General features: G+C 67.4%; 19 protein-coding genes and 1 tRNA gene. 10 read left to right on the top strand and 10 right to left on the bottom strand.

All coding sequences use genetic code 11. The annotated features are described in order from the left end of the window. The first annotated feature begins 26 nt into the window (after positions 1-26). Positions 27-452 carry a metallopeptidase family protein gene (locus tag OXH60_08490; protein MDE0712159.1) on the top strand — a complete coding sequence of 142 codons (426 nt, stop codon included), beginning with the start codon at positions 27-29 and terminating at the stop codon, positions 450-452. 8 nt (positions 453-460) lie between these two features. Here OXH60_08490 and OXH60_08485 read toward each other — a convergent pair whose 3' ends face one another. The 3 genes from OXH60_08485 to OXH60_08475 all read right to left on the bottom strand — a co-directional run bounded on the left by OXH60_08485 (position 461) and on the right by OXH60_08475 (position 1,986). Beyond that, positions 461-796 (bottom strand): hypothetical protein, encoded by a 336-nt coding sequence (locus OXH60_08485; protein ID MDE0712158.1) that lies wholly within the window; start codon positions 794-796, stop codon positions 461-463. Between the two features lie 162 nt (positions 797-958). After that, positions 959-1,645: an aquaporin family protein gene (locus OXH60_08480; protein ID MDE0712157.1), complete on the bottom strand. Its 687-nt coding sequence runs from the start codon at positions 1,643-1,645 to the stop codon at positions 959-961. Positions 1,646-1,653: 8 nt separating this feature from the next. After that, positions 1,654-1,986 carry a metalloregulator ArsR/SmtB family transcription factor gene (locus OXH60_08475; protein MDE0712156.1) on the bottom strand — a complete coding sequence of 111 codons (333 nt, stop codon included), beginning with the start codon at positions 1,984-1,986 and terminating at the stop codon, positions 1,654-1,656. Between the two features lie 237 nt (positions 1,987-2,223). Here OXH60_08475 and OXH60_08470 point away from each other — a divergent pair, with 237 nt between their 5' ends. Then, positions 2,224-2,772 carry a mismatch-specific DNA-glycosylase gene (locus OXH60_08470; protein MDE0712155.1) on the top strand — a complete coding sequence of 183 codons (549 nt, stop codon included), beginning with the start codon at positions 2,224-2,226 and terminating at the stop codon, positions 2,770-2,772. Positions 2,773-2,896: 124 nt separating this feature from the next. Further along, positions 2,897-3,904 (top strand): L-histidine N(alpha)-methyltransferase, encoded by a 1,008-nt coding sequence (egtD, locus tag OXH60_08465; protein MDE0712154.1) that lies wholly within the window; start codon positions 2,897-2,899, stop codon positions 3,902-3,904. A 158-nt stretch (positions 3,905-4,062) separates the two neighbouring features. Here the strand turns inward: egtD and OXH60_08460 are convergent. Continuing rightward, positions 4,063-4,137, bottom strand: a tRNA-Gly gene (locus OXH60_08460). Positions 4,138-4,220: 83 nt separating this feature from the next. On the opposite strand from OXH60_08460, the gene OXH60_08455 reads away from it, so the two are divergent. The 5 genes from OXH60_08455 to OXH60_08435 are packed head-to-tail and all read left to right on the top strand — an operon-like array spanning position 4,221 to position 6,988. Further along, positions 4,221-5,141 carry a co-chaperone YbbN gene (locus OXH60_08455; protein ID MDE0712153.1) on the top strand — a complete coding sequence of 307 codons (921 nt, stop codon included), beginning with the start codon at positions 4,221-4,223 and terminating at the stop codon, positions 5,139-5,141. 8 nt (positions 5,142-5,149) lie between these two features. Beyond that, positions 5,150-5,818, top strand: a complete 669-nt coding sequence (locus OXH60_08450) for an LON peptidase substrate-binding domain-containing protein (GenBank protein MDE0712152.1) — start codon at positions 5,150-5,152, stop codon at positions 5,816-5,818. Then, a complete protein-coding gene (locus OXH60_08445) occupies positions 5,815-6,018 on the top strand; it encodes a Trm112 family protein (protein ID MDE0712151.1) in 204 nt (67 codons plus the stop codon). Before OXH60_08450 ends, OXH60_08445 begins: the two co-directional genes overlap by 4 nt. Continuing rightward, on the top strand, positions 6,018-6,380 hold the full coding sequence (locus OXH60_08440; protein ID MDE0712150.1) for a DUF971 domain-containing protein: 363 nt from the start codon (positions 6,018-6,020) through the stop codon (positions 6,378-6,380). Before OXH60_08445 ends, OXH60_08440 begins: the two co-directional genes overlap by 1 nt. Beyond that, entirely contained in the window at positions 6,377-6,988 is a 612-nt protein-coding gene (locus tag OXH60_08435; GenBank protein ID MDE0712149.1) for a hypothetical protein, read from the top strand. The genes OXH60_08440 and OXH60_08435 overlap by 4 nt, the downstream gene beginning before the upstream one ends. 315 nt (positions 6,989-7,303) lie before the next feature. On the opposite strand, the gene OXH60_08430 is transcribed toward OXH60_08435, so the two are convergent. Further along, positions 7,304-8,518: a UbiH/UbiF/VisC/COQ6 family ubiquinone biosynthesis hydroxylase gene (locus OXH60_08430; protein ID MDE0712148.1), complete on the bottom strand. Its 1,215-nt coding sequence runs from the start codon at positions 8,516-8,518 to the stop codon at positions 7,304-7,306. Between the two features lie 114 nt (positions 8,519-8,632). Here OXH60_08430 and OXH60_08425 point away from each other — a divergent pair, with 114 nt between their 5' ends. Next, complete coding sequence (locus OXH60_08425; GenBank protein MDE0712147.1) at positions 8,633-9,985, top strand: amidase family protein; 1,353 nt, start codon at positions 8,633-8,635, stop codon at positions 9,983-9,985. 9 nt (positions 9,986-9,994) lie between these two features. Here the strand turns inward: OXH60_08425 and purH are convergent, their stop codons facing one another. Beyond that, the gene (purH, locus tag OXH60_08420) at positions 9,995-11,587 is read right to left on the bottom strand and encodes a bifunctional phosphoribosylaminoimidazolecarboxamide formyltransferase/IMP cyclohydrolase (GenBank protein MDE0712146.1); all 1,593 of its coding nucleotides are present in this window, start codon (positions 11,585-11,587) and stop codon (positions 9,995-9,997) included. Between the two features lie 5 nt (positions 11,588-11,592). Beyond that, complete coding sequence (locus OXH60_08415) at positions 11,593-12,411, bottom strand: 3'(2'),5'-bisphosphate nucleotidase CysQ (protein ID MDE0712145.1); 819 nt, start codon at positions 12,409-12,411, stop codon at positions 11,593-11,595. 92 nt (positions 12,412-12,503) lie between these two features. Between OXH60_08415 and OXH60_08410 the strand changes: the two genes are divergently transcribed. After that, the gene (locus OXH60_08410) at positions 12,504-13,451 is read left to right on the top strand and encodes a ketoacyl-ACP synthase III (GenBank protein MDE0712144.1); all 948 of its coding nucleotides are present in this window, start codon (positions 12,504-12,506) and stop codon (positions 13,449-13,451) included. Positions 13,452-13,469: 18 nt separating this feature from the next. Here OXH60_08410 and OXH60_08405 read toward each other — a convergent pair whose 3' ends face one another. From OXH60_08405 to OXH60_08395, 3 genes are all read right to left on the bottom strand, one after another. Then, positions 13,470-15,077, bottom strand: coding sequence for a heparinase II/III family protein (locus OXH60_08405; protein ID MDE0712143.1), 1,608 nt, complete (start codon positions 15,075-15,077; stop codon positions 13,470-13,472). After that, complete coding sequence (gene rpe / locus OXH60_08400; GenBank protein MDE0712142.1) at positions 15,074-15,748, bottom strand: ribulose-phosphate 3-epimerase; 675 nt, start codon at positions 15,746-15,748, stop codon at positions 15,074-15,076. The genes OXH60_08405 and rpe overlap by 4 nt, the downstream gene beginning before the upstream one ends. A gap of 705 nt (positions 15,749-16,453) precedes the next feature. Then, positions 16,454-16,763: hypothetical protein (locus OXH60_08395; GenBank protein ID MDE0712141.1), on the bottom strand; the 310-nt coding region annotated here is incomplete at its 5' end.

The raw sequence follows: 16,763 nt of genomic DNA, 5'->3' as shown, positions 1-16,763 counted from the left end.
GGACTTCAGGGACACGGTGCCCAACCGTGACGGAAGCTGCAACCAGAGCGACGCCGCGGACTTTCGGTCTGGCACCCTCGCTCGACGACATCGCCGCAATCGCGACGGTTGAACTGGCCCGGTTGCCGGAACCCTTTCGCTCGCAAGTCGGAGCGATCGCCTTCCGCGTCGAGGAATTCTGCGACGACGACGTGCTGCGCGACCTGCAGCTCGACAGTCCGTTCGAGCTGATGGGGCTGTATCAGGGCGTGGCGATCGGCCACAAGGACTCCGGTTCGGTGGCTGACGGTCCGGACATGGTGTTCCTGTACCGACGCGCGCTCATCGACTACTGGGCGGATTCCGAGGACAGCTTCGAGACCATCGTCCGGCACGTGCTGATCCACGAGATCGGCCATCACTTCGGCCTGAGTGACGAAGACATGGAGCAGATCGAAGCCCAGGCCGACTGACGGCCGGGTCAATTCCGGCAGGCGTCGGCCAGCGGTCGCGTTTCCAGTGCCGGCACGCACACGCTGTCGGCACCAATCGCGATCAGGCAGGCGTGCTCCCGGAGGTCGACGGAAATGTCGCGCTCCTCGCACTGCTGCACATCCCAGTTCTGCAGCGTGGCCAATTCCTCGTCGGTGCGAAAGCACCGCAGGCTCTGGCCGTCCAGCCAGAACATGGCGTTGCCGGACCGGACTCCCAGCGTGTCAGCGCCGTCATTCCGGACGCAGATGAGCTTGGCTGAAGCCGGCAGTGCAGTGACGATTGCGACGGACAGCACCACGCAGGCGGCGACAAATCGAGACACGGCAGAAGGTCCTCCGTTCAGGCGGTTCGGGCTCGCGTTGCAGCGCAACATAGGGCGTTCCGGCAGGACAGGGCGAATCCGGAGGAATCGCCCGGCGCGCATATGCGCCCCCGCCCATCCAGGATTGCGGCGCCACCCGACGCCGACGCCACGCCGTGCCGGTCAGTCCGGCTGGCCGCGCGCCCTGGCAGCGGCCTCCCTGAGCAACCACCCCACGCTGAGCGCGGCGAGCACCGCGCCGATCATCTGCGCGGACAGGAAGCCCGGGACGTCGGCGGGTCGGATACCGGAGAACGTATCTGAAAGACTGCGCGCGATGGTAACCGCCGGGTTGGCAAAGGATGTCGATGCGGTGAACCAGTATGCCGCCGATATGTACAGACCAACGAGCCAGGGGACCGCCGTCGGCCGAAACCGGAGCCCGGCCAGAATCGTCGCGACCAATCCGAACGTCGCCACCACTTCCGCGAACCACTGCGCCGGGCCGCTGCGGGCCGTCTCGGCGAGCTGCAGCGGTGATTGCTCGAACATGAGGTGGGCAACGACGGTACCGATCACGCCGCCAATGATCTGCACCGACGCGAACGTCGCCGCCTTGGCCGGGCGGATGTCTCGACGCACCGCGAAGGCCAGGGTCACGGCCGGGTTGAGATGTGCCCCCGACACCGGCCCGAGCACGGTGATCAGGACCACCAGGATCGCCCCGGTCGCAATCGTATTGCCCAGGAGAGCCATGGCCGAATCGTCGGCAAGGGTCTCCGCCATGATGCCGGAGCCCACGACGGTGGCGACGAGGACGCCGGTGCCGACCGCTTCGGCCACGTGCTGACGGATACGATCGAATTCCACGGCGCGGACTAGTCCGGCATGGTGGTGGCGGCAAGGAGAGACGAGCAGATTTCCGGATTTCCGGCGCAGCAGTCGCGCACGAGGAACGCCATGAGTTCGCGCATCCCGTCATAATTGGCGGAGTACCGGATCGTGCGGCCGTTGCGGGCAGGCACGACCAGCCCGGCCCGCGCCAAGAGCCCGAGGTGGGTCGACAGGGTATTCGGCAACACAGTGAGCTGTTCCGCGATGACGCCAGCCGTCAGTCCCCCCGGACCCGCCGTGACGAGAAGCCGAAACACCGACAGCCGTGTCTCGTGCGACAGGGCGCTCAGCGCCTCCAATGCACGTTTGCTTTCCATACTTCGCGAATTATCGAAGACTCTGCGCATCGTCAAGTGTGAGGACCATTGCCCGCAACCGCCGCCGCGCCCGGTCGCGAAGCGGGAATTGGCCTGGTCGCAGCACCGGACGCGCGCCGGCCAGGCGGTGCTCCGGCGCCAGGCCTGCGGGAGCGCCTGCGACCCCGGAGGCAGATTCCGGCGGCGGGGGCACCACCCCTCCGCTTACAGCTGCTCGCGCCATTGGCATCCGGCCGCATGAACCGCGCCCACGTCCTGCCCGATGTTCTGCAGACGGGTTTGGTCACCGTGTTCTGCGGCTCGGCAGTCGGCTTCACTTCGGCCAGGGTCGGGGCGTATTACGCCCAAGGCGGGAACCGGTTCTGGGCGGTTCTGCACGAGGCCGGTTTCACCGACCGGCAGCTCCGGCCGGACGAGTACCCGCTGGTGTCCGGCTACGGCCTGGGCCTGACCGATCTCGCCAAATACGAGTTCGGCAACGATGCCGACCTGTCCACCGAGGCCTACCAGTCGAGCGCGCTCCGGAAGAAAATCGAACGGTACCGGCCGCGCTTCCTCGCGTTCACGGCCAAGACGCCCGCGCGGGTATTCCTACGCGAGCAGTTCGGCGCAACCCTCGCCGCCGGTCCGGAAGGTTACGGTCTGCAGCCGCACGCCATCGCCGGCACGCGCCTCTGGGTCCTGCCATCGACGTCGGGCCGGGCGAAGACCTTCTGGCGGCCGCAGCCATGGCACGAACTCGCGGAACTCCACCGTGCCGAGCGAGAACGCACGACCGGAACGTGAGCCACCTGCAAGTTGTGCGTGTACTGAAGGTCCTGTACGTTCCGCAGCCCAAGGCTCCGATGGATGCCGGACACCGCGCCGGGTCCGAACAGCGGCCGAACTGCTCCCGAGCCGGACTACCATCATGGACATCACTGGCGGCTTGGGCGAGCTCACTGCGCAGGTCATTCCTCCGTCCCGACCCATCCCGACGCTGGCGGATGACGTGCGCGAACTGCTACTCGATTCGCCGCGTTCGTTACCTCCCAAGTATCTGTACGACGAAGCGGGTTCCGACCTGTTCGACCAGATCTGCCGGACCAAGGAGTACTACGTCACCCGCACCGAGGACGCGCTCCTGACCGAAGTGGTCGGGAATGTCGCCGCGACCGTCAGGCCGGCGACCGTGTTCGAGTTCGGCAGCGGAATGTCGCGAAAGACGCCGCAGATCATCGACGCGTGCTGTCAGGTGGGGCCGCTGGCGACCTATGCGGCGTTCGACATATCGCCGGACGCGCTGCGGGCTGGTGGCGAGGGGCTCCGGCAGAGTCATCCGGAAATGTCCGTGCAGCTGTTTGTCGGCGACTACACGGCCGGCCTCGATGCGCTGCCGGTGCCCGAGGGACCCCGTCTCTTTCTGTTTCTGGGCGGGACCATCGGCAACTTTACCGAGCCGGAAGGCATCCGCTTCCTGCGCGATCTTGCCGCCAAGATGGAGCCCGGCGACTTCCTCCTGATGGGCGCCGACCGGATCAAGGACCGGCAGGTCCTGCACGACGCCTACAACGATTCAGAAGGGTTGACCGCGGCCTTCAACCAGAACGTTCTCCGCGTGTTGAACGCGCGGCTAGGCGCCGACTTCGAGCCCGAGGCCTTTCGCCATGACGCCGTCTACAGCGAGCAGAACGCCCAGATCGAGATGCGCCTGGTGGCGATGCAGCCGCAAACCGTGACCTTTGGCATCCTGGACGAGCAGATCCGCTTCGCCCGCGGCGAGTCGATCCTTACCGAGGTCAGCCGGAAGTTCAGCCGCGATTCGCTGGAACGCCTCGTCCGTAGCGCCGGTTTCAAGCTCCGCCGCCACTACACGACGGACGACGAGTACTTCTCGCTGGTGCTCGCGGAGATCGGGAACTTCGACGAACGGCTGTGAGCGCGGCTTGCCGCCTGGTTTCGGCACTGCGCATCGGCCGGCGCCCCGTCCGGGACTGGAGTGCTTTTCCGGCCGCACCGGGGGTGCGGCGATTGCCCGGGCCCGGCGTCCACCGTCGTTCAGCTGCGGTGGCGCACGATGTCACGCAGAGCCCGGTTTGGAGCGGGCGATGAGATTCGAACTCACGACTTCTACCTTGGCAAGGTAGCGCTCTACCCCTGAGCTACGCCCGCTCGGTCGGGTGCGGCATGATAATGTAAGGTCCCGGCTGCGCAACCTTCAGCACGTGGCAAGCCCTCCCTCCATCGGAAAATCCATGCAAGATTCCGACGTCCTGATCGGCGGCGCTCAGGCCGCTCCCACGGGTCACATCTTCGATACCAACACTGCCCGGTTCGCTGAGGATGTGCTGTCCGCGTCCCGAAGTCGGCCGATCATCGTGGATTTCTGGGCGGACTGGTGCGGCCCTTGCAAGCAGCTCACACCGATGCTGGAAGCGGCGGTGAGTGCTGCCGGCGGCAAAGTGGCGCTCGCACGGGTCAACGTCGACCAGAATCAGACGTTGGCGGCGCAGTTGCGGGTCCAGTCGTTGCCGATGGTGTACGCGTTTGTCGATGGTCAGCCGGTCGACGGCTTCGCGGGAGCGTTGCCTGACTCCGAGGTGCGTGCCTTCGTCGACCGCGTCGCCCAGCAGTCCGTGGGCGCGGTGCAGCAGGAGATCAGCGAGACGCTCGACGCCGCAGACGCCGCGCTCGTCGACGACGCCAAGAAGGCGGCCGATCTCTACACCAGCGTGCTGGAACGCGACGGCGCGAATGCGCGCGCGATCGCCGGGCTCGGGAAGGCGCTGCTCAAGGCTGGCCGCGCCGCCGACGCGCGCGAAATACTGGAGAACATTTCGGAAGATCTCGCCAAGGACCCGGCGATCGAGTCGCTCCGCTCGGCAATCTCGCTCGCCGCTGAAGCAAGCAAGGCCGGTGACGTGTCGGCGTTGAAGGCCAAGGTTGAGGCGGATCCTGACGATCACCAGGCCCGCATCGATCTGGCGAACGCGTTGCTGGCCAACGATGCCCGCGAGGAAGCTGTCGACCAGTTGCTCGAAAGCGTGCGGCGCGACCGGCAATGGAACGATGCCGCCGCCCGGAAGCGCCTGCTGAAGCTGTTCGAGGTCTTCGGAGAGGGTGATCCCCTGACTTCGCAGACGCGTATGCGGCTGTCTGCGATCCTGTTCGCCTGAGCCGTTCTGTGCCTCCGCCCGGCCCAGAGGAGTTACCGACACACCTCCCGCTTTTCCCGCTGCCTGGCGCCATCATGTTTCCTCGTGACCGGATCGTGATCCAGGCATTTGAACCTCGCTACCTCCGCATGGTGAACCATGCGCTCGCCGGATCGCGTCTGTTCGGCGTCATCCAGCCCCGCGACGACGGCACGACATACACGCATCCGATTCCCAACGACTGTCCCCTCTACTCGGTGGGCGGCGCAGCGTACATCCAGGCCTTCCACGAGACCGACGACGAGCGCTACCTGCTGCAACTCACGGGCATCGCGCGATTCCGGATCACGTCCGACGCGCTTGATCAGGGAGGGTACCGGCGCGCCACCGTTGAATGGGACGAGTTCAGGCCCGACTTCGAACCCGCCGATTGCAGCAACCTTGACCACCAGGGCCTGCTGACCGCCCTCCGGCTGCATGCGCAAACGCACGGCCTGAAGGTAAACTGGGACAATCTCGCGGATGACGCGACCGAAATGCTCCTTCATTTCGGGATTCGCATCTGCCAGCTGGACAACCGCGAGAAGCAGGGAATGCTGGAAGCAGAAGGGGTCGTCGAAAGGGCGCGAATGTTGCTGGCGTCACTGGCCATGAAGGAAGCGGAGCGTTCGGGGTCCGGATCCGGGAGCATCAATTGACCGACGCACCGTCGGGGCCAGCGGTGGACCCGCACCTGCTCGAGATCCTGGTCTGTCCGGTGACCAAGACCAACCTCGAGTACGACCGTGAACGCAACGAGCTCATCAGCCGTGCGGCCGGCCTCGCCTTCCCGGTCCGGGACGGCGTCCCCATCATGCTGGTGGATGAAGCCAGGGCGCTGGAAGAAGACGAGCCCTGATGACGTCTCCCGGCACGCGACCCGTGACAGTACGGGTGCGCCGCGCGGAACGCATCGTCGACATCGCCTTTGACGACGGCGCCGCATTCCAGTTGCCGGCCGAGTTCCTCCGGGTGGAAAGCCCGTCCGCCGAGGTCCAAGGGCATGGCGGCCCTAAGCAGCTGGTGCCGGGGAAAGTCGGCATCGGCATTACCGCGGTCGAGCCGGTGGGGCACTACGCCATCCGCATCTGCTTCGACGACGGCCATGACAGCGGCATCTATTCCTGGAGCTATCTCAGGGAACTGGGCGAGCGCCAGGCGGCGCTCTGGAAGGACTACCTGCAGGCTCTGCAAGAGGCCGGCCTAAGCCGCGAGCCGTGAACCGGCCGACCGCGCGCCTGGGCCTGGCCGGGGTGACGCCATGGGGGCGGCGGGCCTACGAATACCTGGCCTTCTTCGGACTTCGCGCAGATCAACTCCAGGGAACGGTCCTCGACTGCGGCGCAGGTCCATCGTCCTTCACCGCGGAAATGACCCGGGCGGGCGTCGACGTCAGGGCGGTGGACCCCGGCTACCGGCTCGAGATACCCGCAATGCGGCGCCTGCTTGCCGACGCGGAGTATCAAATCGGGCAAGCGCTGGCCACCGAGCGCGACCGCTTCGTCTGGGACTTCTACGGCGATATCGACGGCCTGCTGGCGGCGCGCCGCCAGGCCGCCGACCGGTTCTTTTCCGACTACCCGCGGGGACGGGCGACCGGACGATACATCTGCGGAGAGCTGCCCAGGCTCCCCTTCCCCGCCTCCCGTTTCGACCTCGCCCTCTGCTCGCACCTACTGTTCCTGTACGGCCGGGAACTTGACCTGGATTTCCACCTGAGCGCCCTGTCAGAACTCACGCGCGTTGCTGTCGAAGTGCGGGTGTTTCCGATGATCAGCCTGGACGGCACGCCGTCGCCCCATGTGGACGCTTGCCGGCAATTCCTGTAACGAAGGAACGTACGGGTCGCCATCGAACCGGTCCCGTTCGAATTCCAGCGCGGCGCCGATCATGTGTTTCGCGCCTGGCGACGGGCCGAGTCGCGGCCAATCCGACGGGACCGGACGACGTAGACACTTGCCGGCGCCACGGTCGCCTCCGGGCAGCGGGAACGGCTCGCCACGATGCAGCATCTGGACCGCTCCCGCGGCTCCCTGCGTCCCCCTTTTGGGGGCTAGCCTCTGGCCCTTTCGGCACAGTCCGGTTGGAACCCGGCGCGACCGGTGGTTCCCCTCGCGGGCAAGTTCAGCCGAACCGGCTTTCCGTCAAAGCGGTTCGCCCCGAATCAGCCGCGGCAGCGGCGCGCCGATGCCGGAGGCGATGCCCATCGCCTGGCGCATGAGCGCCTGCTTCACCGGGGGAATCGCGTTGACCATCCCGAGGCCGAGGGCACGGACCAAGCCTAGGCCGGGCAGTCCGTTCGAGAACACGCGGTTGACGCCGTCCGTGACCGCAACGAGGCTCGCGGTATCGATGCGCCGTCGGTCGGCAAATTCGGCGAGCACGTTCGGGTCACCGGGTTCGAGTCCCAGCCGCATGTGATCGGCGGCCAGTTCTGCCAAGAGCGCAACCCCGCGCAGGCCGAGGTTGAAGCCCTGGCCAGCGATGGGGTGCAGCGCATGGGCCGCATCTCCAACCAGGACCACGCGCCCGCGCGTGTGCCGCCTGGCGAGCACCAGCGACAACGGGAATGCCGTCGGTGCGCCCTCCACGGTGGGAGTCCCGAACATCCCATCTAACCGCGCCTCAAGTTCCGCCTGGAAGTCCGCGGACGGCAGCCGCATCAGCTGCCGCGCCGCGCCGCGGGGCTCGGTCCAGACGACGGCACTCCGGCGGCCACGCAGGGGGAGCACAGCGAACGGCCCGGAGGGGAAAAATCGCTCCACGGCCGTGTCCTGGTGCGGTTCCGTGTGCCGGATCGTGCACACCATCGCCGTCTGCCCGTAGGCACGGGTGCGCTTGCCGATCCCGGCCAGTTCCCGGACGGGCGAGGCCCGTCCGTCGGCGCCGACCAGGATCCGGCTGTCGATCACCGAGCCGTCGGAAAGTCGGGTGCGCACCCAGCCCGGCAACTCCTCGAACGACTCGACGGCATACGCGTCCGTGGCCACGCCCAAACGCCCGAGCCTGGATCCCAGGGCGCCCGAGAGATCGTCGTTCGAAACGATGTGCCCGACCGGGCCCTCGCCGAGGTCATCGCTTTCGAAATGCAGGTACAAAGGTACATCGCTCTCCGCGACACGAATCCGGCGAATCGGCTGTGCCCGCGCGCGCACCGCCCCCCAAACCCCGATCGCCTCGTAGAGTCGCCGGGACCCGCAGGTGATGGCCGTCGTCCGCACATCGCGCCGCGAACTGCGCGCCGCGGGATCGGCGATCCTGCAGTCGATGCCCGCGGAGGCGAGCGTCGCCGCCAGCGTCATTCCGGTAAGACCGGCGCCCGCGATCAACACTTCCGTCCGGAGCGGTGCCTCCGACATCTGCTCTGATGACTCCTCGGCCGCCACGTCTCGGAGAGCATACGGCAGCCGGCGAGGAACCGAAGACCAAGCGGGCTGCCGCCCGCCTCGCCAATCACTATCCTCGTTCCAGCCATGACCGACGACGCACGCCAGCCGACCGCGCTTGCCCTGGGGCGCGCAATCGAGACGGGAGAACTCAGCCCGGTCGATCTGGCGGAATTGTGCCTTTCCGGGATTGAAGAAGCCGGTCTCGAATCCGCCGGCTTCGTCCGGCTCACGCCGGAGCGTGCGCGCGCCGAGGCGGCCGCCGCCGCGGACCGCGCCGCCGCCGGCCTGCGGCGGAGTCCGCTTGACGGTGTGCCGATCTCGTGGAAGGACCTCTTCGACACCGCCGGCGTGCTCACGGAGGGCGGTTCGCCGCAGCTGGCGGGCCGGACGCCGGCACTGGACGCGGAAGTTGTCCGCCGCGGCCGCGAGGCGGGGCTCGTCTGCATCGGCAAGACGCTGACCGTCGAGTTCGCGCTCGGCGGCATCGGCACGAATCCGCACTTCGGCACGCCGGCCAACGCCGCGATGACCGACGTCCCGCGGGTTCCCGGTGGCTCCTCGGCCGGCGCCGCCGTCTCGGTGGCCGGCGGCCACGTACCCATCGGCATCGGCAGCGACACGGGAGGGTCGGTCAGGATCCCCGCCACCTGGAACCGCCTGGTCGGCTTCAAGACCGGGATCGGCGCCGTGCCGCGGGACGGTGTCCTGCCGCTGTCCTCCACACTCGACACGGTCGGGCCGCTGTGCCGTTCGGTCGCCGACGCCGCGCAGATGTTCGCGATTCTCGCCAACGACAGCCCGGTCGATCTGGCGGGTGCCCGCGCCGACGGCCTGCGCCTGCTGGCAGCCAGCAACCTTGTGCATGACGAGGCGGACGCCGAGGTGGCCGAAGCGATGCCGGCGGTACTCGAGGCCTTGCGGCGATCCGGAGCGACCGTCGTCGAGGCGGAGATTCCGGAATTCACCGAGATTCACGACCTGCTGCAGCGTCACGGCGGCATCGTGACGGCCGAAGGCTACGTGACCTGCCGACATCTGATCGACGGGCGCGAAGCGCAAATCGATCCGGACGTGCTCGCGCGCATGGCCGAAGGCCGGGCCATGTCCGCGGTGGATTTTCTCACCGTGCGCGATGCCTCGGCGAGGTTGACCGGGAAGCTGGCGGGACGCCTTGCCGGCTGGGACGCGCTGGTCCATCCAACGCTGCCGATCCTGCCGCCGCCGATCGCCCAGGTCACCGCCGATCGCGACGCCTACGCCCGCGCGAACGCCCTCGCCCTGCGGAACACTCGACTGGGCAACGTGCTCAACCTCGCCGCCGTGACGCTACCCGTGACCGACTCGCTGCCGGTTGGCTTCATGGTGGCCCGGCCGGCCGATCAGAACCGCGCCCTGCTGCACGTCGCGGCGGCCATCGAGGAGGCGCTTGCCGCCTGACGCCGCGCCTCAGTGCCGGAAGTGCCGCATCCCTGTAAACACCATGGCAACGCCGCGTTCGTTGGCGGCCCGGATCACTTCCTTGTCGCGAACCGATCCGCCGGGCTGGATGACCGCGGTGGCACCCGCCTCGACGGCGGCCAGCAGTCCGTCCGGAAACGGAAAGAACGCGTCCGACGCGACGACTGACCCGGCCGCCAGGGACGCGCCAAGACCCGCCGCCTGAGCCGCCTCTGCCGCCTTGCCGGCTGCTACCCGCGCGGAGTCCACACGGCTCATCTGGCCAGCCCCAACACCGACCGTCGCACCGTGTTTGGCATAGACGATCGCGTTCGACTTCACATGCTTGCAGACCTTGAAGGCAAACAGCAGGTCACGCATCTCCGTTGCCGTCGGTGCCCGCTCCGTCACCACCTCCAGGTCGGCTTCACCGACCTGTCCGCTGTCACGATCCTGCACCAGCAGACCGCCGGCGATCGTGCGCACGTCCGGCGCCGGGCCGGCAGGATCCGGCATCCCGCCGGTCTCGAGCAGACGAAGGCTGGTCCTTCCGGCCTCCTCGAACACGGCGCGGGCCGAGGCCGGAACCTCGGGCGCCACCACCACTTCGACAAACAGCGTCGCAATGGCGCGCGCCGTCTCAGTGTCCAGCCGCCGATTGAGTGCGACAATGCCGCCGAATGCGGACACCGGATCACAACGCAGCGCCAACCGGAAGGCGTCGGCCGTCACAGCCGCCGCGGCCACCCCCGACGGGTTGGCGTGCTTGATGATCGCGACCGCCGGATCGGCGAACTCGGCGACCAGCCGAAAGGCCGCGTCGGCGTCGTTCAGGTTGTTGAAGGACAACTCCTTCCCCTGCAACTGGCGCGCCTGTGCCACGCCGGGCTCCGCCGCTCCCGTCGTGAACAAGGCGCCGTGCTGGTGCGGGTTCTCGCCGTACCGGAGCGTGCTCCGGCGAGGCCCGCCGACGCTGTACCAGGGAAAGGTGCCGACATCGGCGCCCGCGTGCCGGGCCAGCCACTCCGCCACCATCGAATCGTACGCGGCCGTACGGGCGAACGCCTTGGCGGCCAGCCATCGGCGCGCGTCGGCGCCGATGCCCCCGGTCGCGGCGATCTGCGCCGCCACCCCGCGATAGTCCGCGGGATCCACCAGGACCGCGACGGAATCGTGGTTCTTGGCGGCCGATCGAATCATCGCCGGCCCGCCGATATCGATGTTCTCGACGCATTCCGCCGGCGCGGCACCCTCGCGCACCTTGGCTTCAAACGGATACAGGCTGACAACCAGCAGGTCGATCGGACTGATCCGACACGCGGCCATCGCATCCAGGTGGTCCCTCGAATCGCGGCGTCCCAGCAGGCCGCCGTGGATGACCGGGTGCAGCGTCTTGACCCGGCCGTCCAGGATCTCCGGGAATCCCGTGTGGTCGGCAACCTCGGTAACCCGAACCCCGGCGTCACGGAGCGCCGCCGCCGTCCCGCCGGTCGACAGGATCTCGGCACCGGCCGCCACCAGCGCTTCGCCGAATTCAACCAGGCCGGTCTTGTCAGATACCGACAGCAGCGCGCGCCGCACCGGCACGGTGCCGGGGTCCACGACGCTCACGAAGCACCCGCCGAGCGGTCGCGGGGACGGAGAAACCGGCGCCAGTCCGGAGAGCCCTCGACCAGGAACGCAGGATTCTCCCGCGATGGCTTGCCATAGCGGAGCTGGCCGCCGGCCAGCTGCGAGACGGCCCCGCCGGCGGCCACCACGATGGCGTGGCCGGCCGCCGTGTCCCACTCCATGGTGCGACCGGGCCGGGGATACAGGTCGGCGGTCCCCTCGGCCACGCGGCAGAATTTCAACGCACTGCTCATGGATTCACGCCGTCCCCCCTCGATTCGCCCCATGCTGCGCTCGAACGCGGCCTCGTGCCAGCGACTCGTCAGAACCGTGGGCCCGTCGGCCGGGCACGGGCGCACCCGCAGCATGGTGTGGTTTCCGTCCGCGTCGGCGGCGCGCGCCGCCACGTTGACGCCGCCCCAGTAGAACCGGCCGCCGACAGGGTCCAGCATGCTGCCGAACACCGGTTCGCCGCCGATCACCAGCCCGACATTGATCGTGAAATCGTTTCCTCCCGCGAGGAAGCTTCGGGTTCCATCGAGCGGGTCGATCAGCCAGTGACGGGCAGCGGCGTCGAGGCCCGCCGGGCGCTGGCGCTCCTCGCTCACCACCGGGGTGTCCGGGTCGAGAGCCTGCAGCGCATGCACCAGGATGGCGTCGGCCCTGCGATCCGCCTCGGTCACAGGCGATCCGTCGGACTTGAACTCGGGGTCGGCCGCGCCGGCTGCACGGACCGCCACGATCGCCTGGCCGGCGGCGCGCATCGCCCGCTCGATCTCGCCGATGCCTCTGTCGTCCGGCAGGGTCAACGCCATGGCTCCGGGCTTCGCGAACGCGGAGTAGATTTTGACGGAATCGCGAGCCCCCGATAGGTTGGTCGGCGACAGGACTGCCCCCGGACGCGAACTTGCAGATCGCAGATATTGAGTACCGGCTGGGTTCCCGGACCGAGACCCTCGAAGACCTCGGCGCGCTGAACCCTCACTGGCGAATCGAGCGCTTGCACGCCAAGACTGGCGTCAGCACCCGGCGCGTGGCGTCGCCGGAGGAAACCGCGACCGTGCTCGCCGAGGACGCTGCGCGCCAGCTCCTCGAGCGGGTTGATCCCGCGTCTCTGGACGGCCTGATCCATGTTACACAGTCTCCGGAGTCGACCCTGCCGACCACGGCCTGCCTCCTGCAGGAACGGCTCGGACTGCCCAGCACGCTCCTCGCCTTCGATCTCATTCAGGGATGTTCCGGCTTCGTGTACGGACTGTCGGTCGCGGCGTCGCTGATCGCCAATGCTCACCCTGCCCGCATCCTGCTGATCTGTACGGACCACTACAGCCGCTACATCTCGCGCTACGACCGTACGTCGCGGCCGATCTTCGGCGACGGGGCAGCGGCCTGCGTCGTGGAACGAGACGGACCCGGCACGATCGGGCCTTTCGTGTTCACCACCGAGGGATCCGGCGCCCCCTACCTCACGCTCACCCCGAACAACGGGGTAGCCGACGTCGATGGGCCAGTCCTGTTCATGGATGGTCCGAAGGTGCTCGCCTTCACCCTCCGCGTGGTGCCCGATGCCGTTCGGGAGCTGCTCGAGCGCGCGGATCTGATCCAGGACGATATCGACCTGTTCGTCTTTCATCAGGCGAGCGCCGTGGTTCTCGATCGCCTCCGTGAACAGCTGGGCGTGGTCCCGGAGAAATGGTTCCAGAACCTCGACGGCGTCGGTAACACCGTCTCCGCGACGATCCCCATCGCGCTGCGGCAGGCGCAGGAGCAGGGTCGCCTGCAGGCCGGCATGACGGTGCTGGTCATGGGGTTCGGCGTCGGCCTGTCGCTCGCCGGCTGCGTCATCCGTACCTGACACGTTCACGCCACCAGCTCACTTGCTGTCCGAGCGGAGCAACTGCCACGTGACCGCGGTGACTGGGCTGCAGTAGCGACCGGAGAGCACCACCTGCCAGGTGTCCGCGACCTCCCCGCCGTTGTCCACGTAGACCGACGGCTCGATCGACAACGCGGCTTCACCCTCGAACCGGAACTCCCACTCGCGCCCGCTCCGGCTGAGCAGAATCGAATGTGAATCCCCGCCGCCGATCGGGTGCACCTTCGGATGCAAGTGAAACCGGATCGCGAACGGATGCTCGCGGCGCCCCGTCAACGTATCCGTGCCGGTCAACGTCCGGCCGTCGCGGGTGAGTACCAGCCTTCGCACGTGAACGATCCCGTAGCGCGCTTCGTACCCCCGGTGCATGCCGGTCACCTCTTCGCCGTCGTCCCGCGGGCGCCGTTCCGCCGTCACCATCGGGTTGCGCCGGTCGGACCGCAGTCGCGCATCGCTGCCGTTGACCGACAGCGTGGAATGCGCGGCATTGTCCGCCAGCTTGGTGCCCGTCACGGCGGCAAGCATCCGGACCGGACCGCAATTGACGATCATGCGCAGGTCGGCGTCGCTCATTTCGAAGGCGAGCGGCGCGCTACTCCCGCCCGTCGGGGGAAGCCCGAAGTCTGCGAGGACCGTGGTGCTGCCGACGGACATCCGCCGGTAACCGGTCGCGTCGGCCGAACCAGGTCCGGCATCCCTACCGACGTTCACCAGGCGGCGAATCTGCCCGGCTTCGCCGACCACGCCGCCATGGAACCGCCCAAGCTGGTGGTCTCCCAACAGGCAGGTGCTGAGACAGGCCGTCGTTTCGCGGAGCGCCGGAGCGAGAGTCGCCGCCGTAGGCTCGTCGCCGCATTTGATCAGGACCCCGCGTAGCGTGATCAGCTGCTCGAGCAATCCCACGCACTCGGACGGTACGGGAGAGACCGATGGATCGTGGCCCGGCGCCGTCTTGAGCGCCTGCTGCAAGAGGGATTGCGCCTGCCGCAGGCGCTTGGCGCCGCCACTCAGCAGCCGGGCCGACAGCAGGAGCCCGCGCGCGGCGGCTATGGGTCGGAACGGGAGACGCGAGGGGCGGGCACCATGCACCAGGTGGCGAACCTGCGCCGTCAGAGCCGCTTCGAAGCGTCGGCGAAAGTCATCGTCCGCCCGCCGCAGCAAGAAATCCGCATGCAGCGTCCAGGCCGACACGCGGTTGCTCAGGATGTCGATGCGCCAGAAGCTTGGATGCCATTCCGCGTAGGCCTCGAGCCACGACTCGATCAGCTTTCGCGCGTGCAGGGCCGCGAGCTCGTCCCCGGCGGCGCGCAATTCGCGAATCCAGAGGAAGCCGTGCAGGTCTTCCAGCCAAGCGGCACTGTGCCCTTCCGGTTCCCAGACGGGCTGGCTCCGGGAGATGAGCGTTTCACCCTGGAACGAGTAGCTTCCGGTGAACAAAGCGTCGCCCAGCTTGGCGTCCCCGGGTACCGCATCCGCCACGTGACGGACGACCGTCTCGGCGCCGCCCCGGCGCAGCCACAGTCTCCAAAGCGCCGACCCGTACAGTGCACCGCGCCACGGAGGTTCGGAGCCATACGGGTCGCGGGCGGCTCCGCTTCCGATCACGACGCGCGTCCGCCGGATCTCAGCCTGTCCAGGTTCCCGCGATATTCGTCAGCACCGCCCTGAAACGCAGCCGCCCCGGCCACCAGGATGTCGGCTCCCGCCTCGATCGCCAACGGCGCGGTCTCCGGATTGACGCCCCCGTCCACGCTGACATCCACGGGGAGCGAGCGCGCATCGATGCGTTCGCGAAGCGTTCGGATCTTGCGGAGCTGATCGGTGAGGAACGTCTGGCCGCCGTAGCCGGGGTTCACGGTCATCACCAGGACCAGGTCGCAGATCCCGAGCGCCGGCTCAAGCAGGCTCTCGGAGGTACCGGGATTGAGCGCCACGCCGGCCTTTTTCCCCAGTTCCCGTATCCGGCGCAACGTGCGGTCGAGGTGCGGGCAGGCTTCGATGTGAACGGTAATGAGATCGGCGCCGGCCGCGGCGAACGCCTCCACGGCGGGCTCCGCCGGCTCCACCATCAGATGGACGTCGAGCGGCAGGCTCGTGTGCGGGCGGAGCGCCTTGACGATCGCGGGGCCGAAGGTCAGCACCGGGACGAAATGCCCGTCCATCACGTCGACGTGAATGAGGTCCGCGCCCGCGGCTTCCATGGCCCGCGTCTCGCTTCCCAGCGAGGCGAAGTCTGCCGCTAGCAACGACGGGGCAAGACGCGGTCGTCCAGACACGCTTCCACCTTACTGAACAGACGCCAAAGCCGACAGACCGAGACCCACCGGCCAAGCGATCGGGAACGAGAACACGAGACGAAGCCTTGCGGGGACGAGGCCAGCGCCATGTCTGTCGGTATTACCATTTATTGACCACCCATAAAACCATTATGTGGCCGCGCGTTGCCCTGTTTGGGCCACATTGAGGCGTGGATCGTCTAGCTACCGGCGGACGTTGGGACGATAATTTGGCCAATACCAAGAGTCGCGACCCGCAAGTTGGCCGTTGCAGCAACCGAATCATCCGACGGCTGCCCGATGGTCGGTTGCAGGACTGACCAACCCCCATTGTCTGGTTCAACTCCAATGCGAGAGGTGGGGGCATGCTGAGTACCCGCGCAGCACGAACACTGCGACCGGACCAATCGATTGGGGCTGACTATGTTTCCAATGTTCCTCCGCTGGGAGGGACAGTCGACGATTTCCATGATGCGCTTCTTGAGACTCTGAAGAAGCACGTCGCACTCGATTGAAGCATCAATTCGAAAACGCTCGTGCTCGACGACCCGATCCGTGTGCGAGTCGAGAGCAGCCAACCGCTCCGTGAAATTGATGCCACGAGCGTGCCGGCGATCATGCTCCAGCACTCTGCCCCTACGTCCATTGGACTGAGTCTGGCAAGACAAAGTACACCCGTCCCCGAACCGCCTCCTCCGTTCGGGGTTACTCAGGCGCGTGCCTCTCGTGCTGACGCCTGGCACCAAAGGACCCGAGAACGGACCCGTTGTCGAACGCGTGGAGCAACTCGCCGGACAGGTACTCGGGCGGCAACTCATGCGAGGAGCGGCCGTCCGCGACCTGCGGCAGGTGGAATTGATAGACGATCGAGTCTTCGTCGCTGAAACCGGTCCCGCTGTCGAAGTCGAGATCATCTGAAGACAAATCGATTGACCAGCCAGGATCAATGACGGCACCGGAGCCGTCCCTGAAGCCGGTAATCGTCCCGGTCAAAGTGTCGGCATCGAAATCGACC

The sequence above is a fragment of the Rhodospirillales bacterium genome (assembly GCA_028824295.1).
GTDB lineage: Bacteria > Pseudomonadota > Alphaproteobacteria > TMED109 > TMED109 > VXPW01.
The sequence above is the reverse complement of the archived record's forward strand: the minus strand, read 5'-3'. Positions and strand labels throughout refer to the sequence as shown.

Excerpts from the sequence above, each read along its gene's own strand:
- OXH60_08475 (MDE0712156.1), bottom strand. The coding sequence starts at position 1,986 with ATGGAAAGCAAACGTGCATTGGAGGCGCTGAGCGCCCTGTCGCACGAG.
- OXH60_08470 (MDE0712155.1), top strand. The coding sequence starts at position 2,224 with ATGAACCGCGCCCACGTCCTGCCCGATGTTCTGCAGACGGGTTTGGTC.
- egtD (MDE0712154.1), top strand. The coding sequence starts at position 2,897 with ATGGACATCACTGGCGGCTTGGGCGAGCTCACTGCGCAGGTCATTCCT.
- OXH60_08455 (MDE0712153.1), top strand. The coding sequence starts at position 4,221 with ATGCAAGATTCCGACGTCCTGATCGGCGGCGCTCAGGCCGCTCCCACG.
- OXH60_08440 (MDE0712150.1), top strand. The coding sequence starts at position 6,018 with ATGACGTCTCCCGGCACGCGACCCGTGACAGTACGGGTGCGCCGCGCG.
- OXH60_08430 (MDE0712148.1), bottom strand. The coding sequence starts at position 8,518 with ATGTCGGAGGCACCGCTCCGGACGGAAGTGTTGATCGCGGGCGCCGGT.
- OXH60_08425 (MDE0712147.1), top strand. The coding sequence starts at position 8,633 with ATGACCGACGACGCACGCCAGCCGACCGCGCTTGCCCTGGGGCGCGCA.
- OXH60_08415 (MDE0712145.1), bottom strand. The coding sequence starts at position 12,411 with ATGGCGTTGACCCTGCCGGACGACAGAGGCATCGGCGAGATCGAGCGG.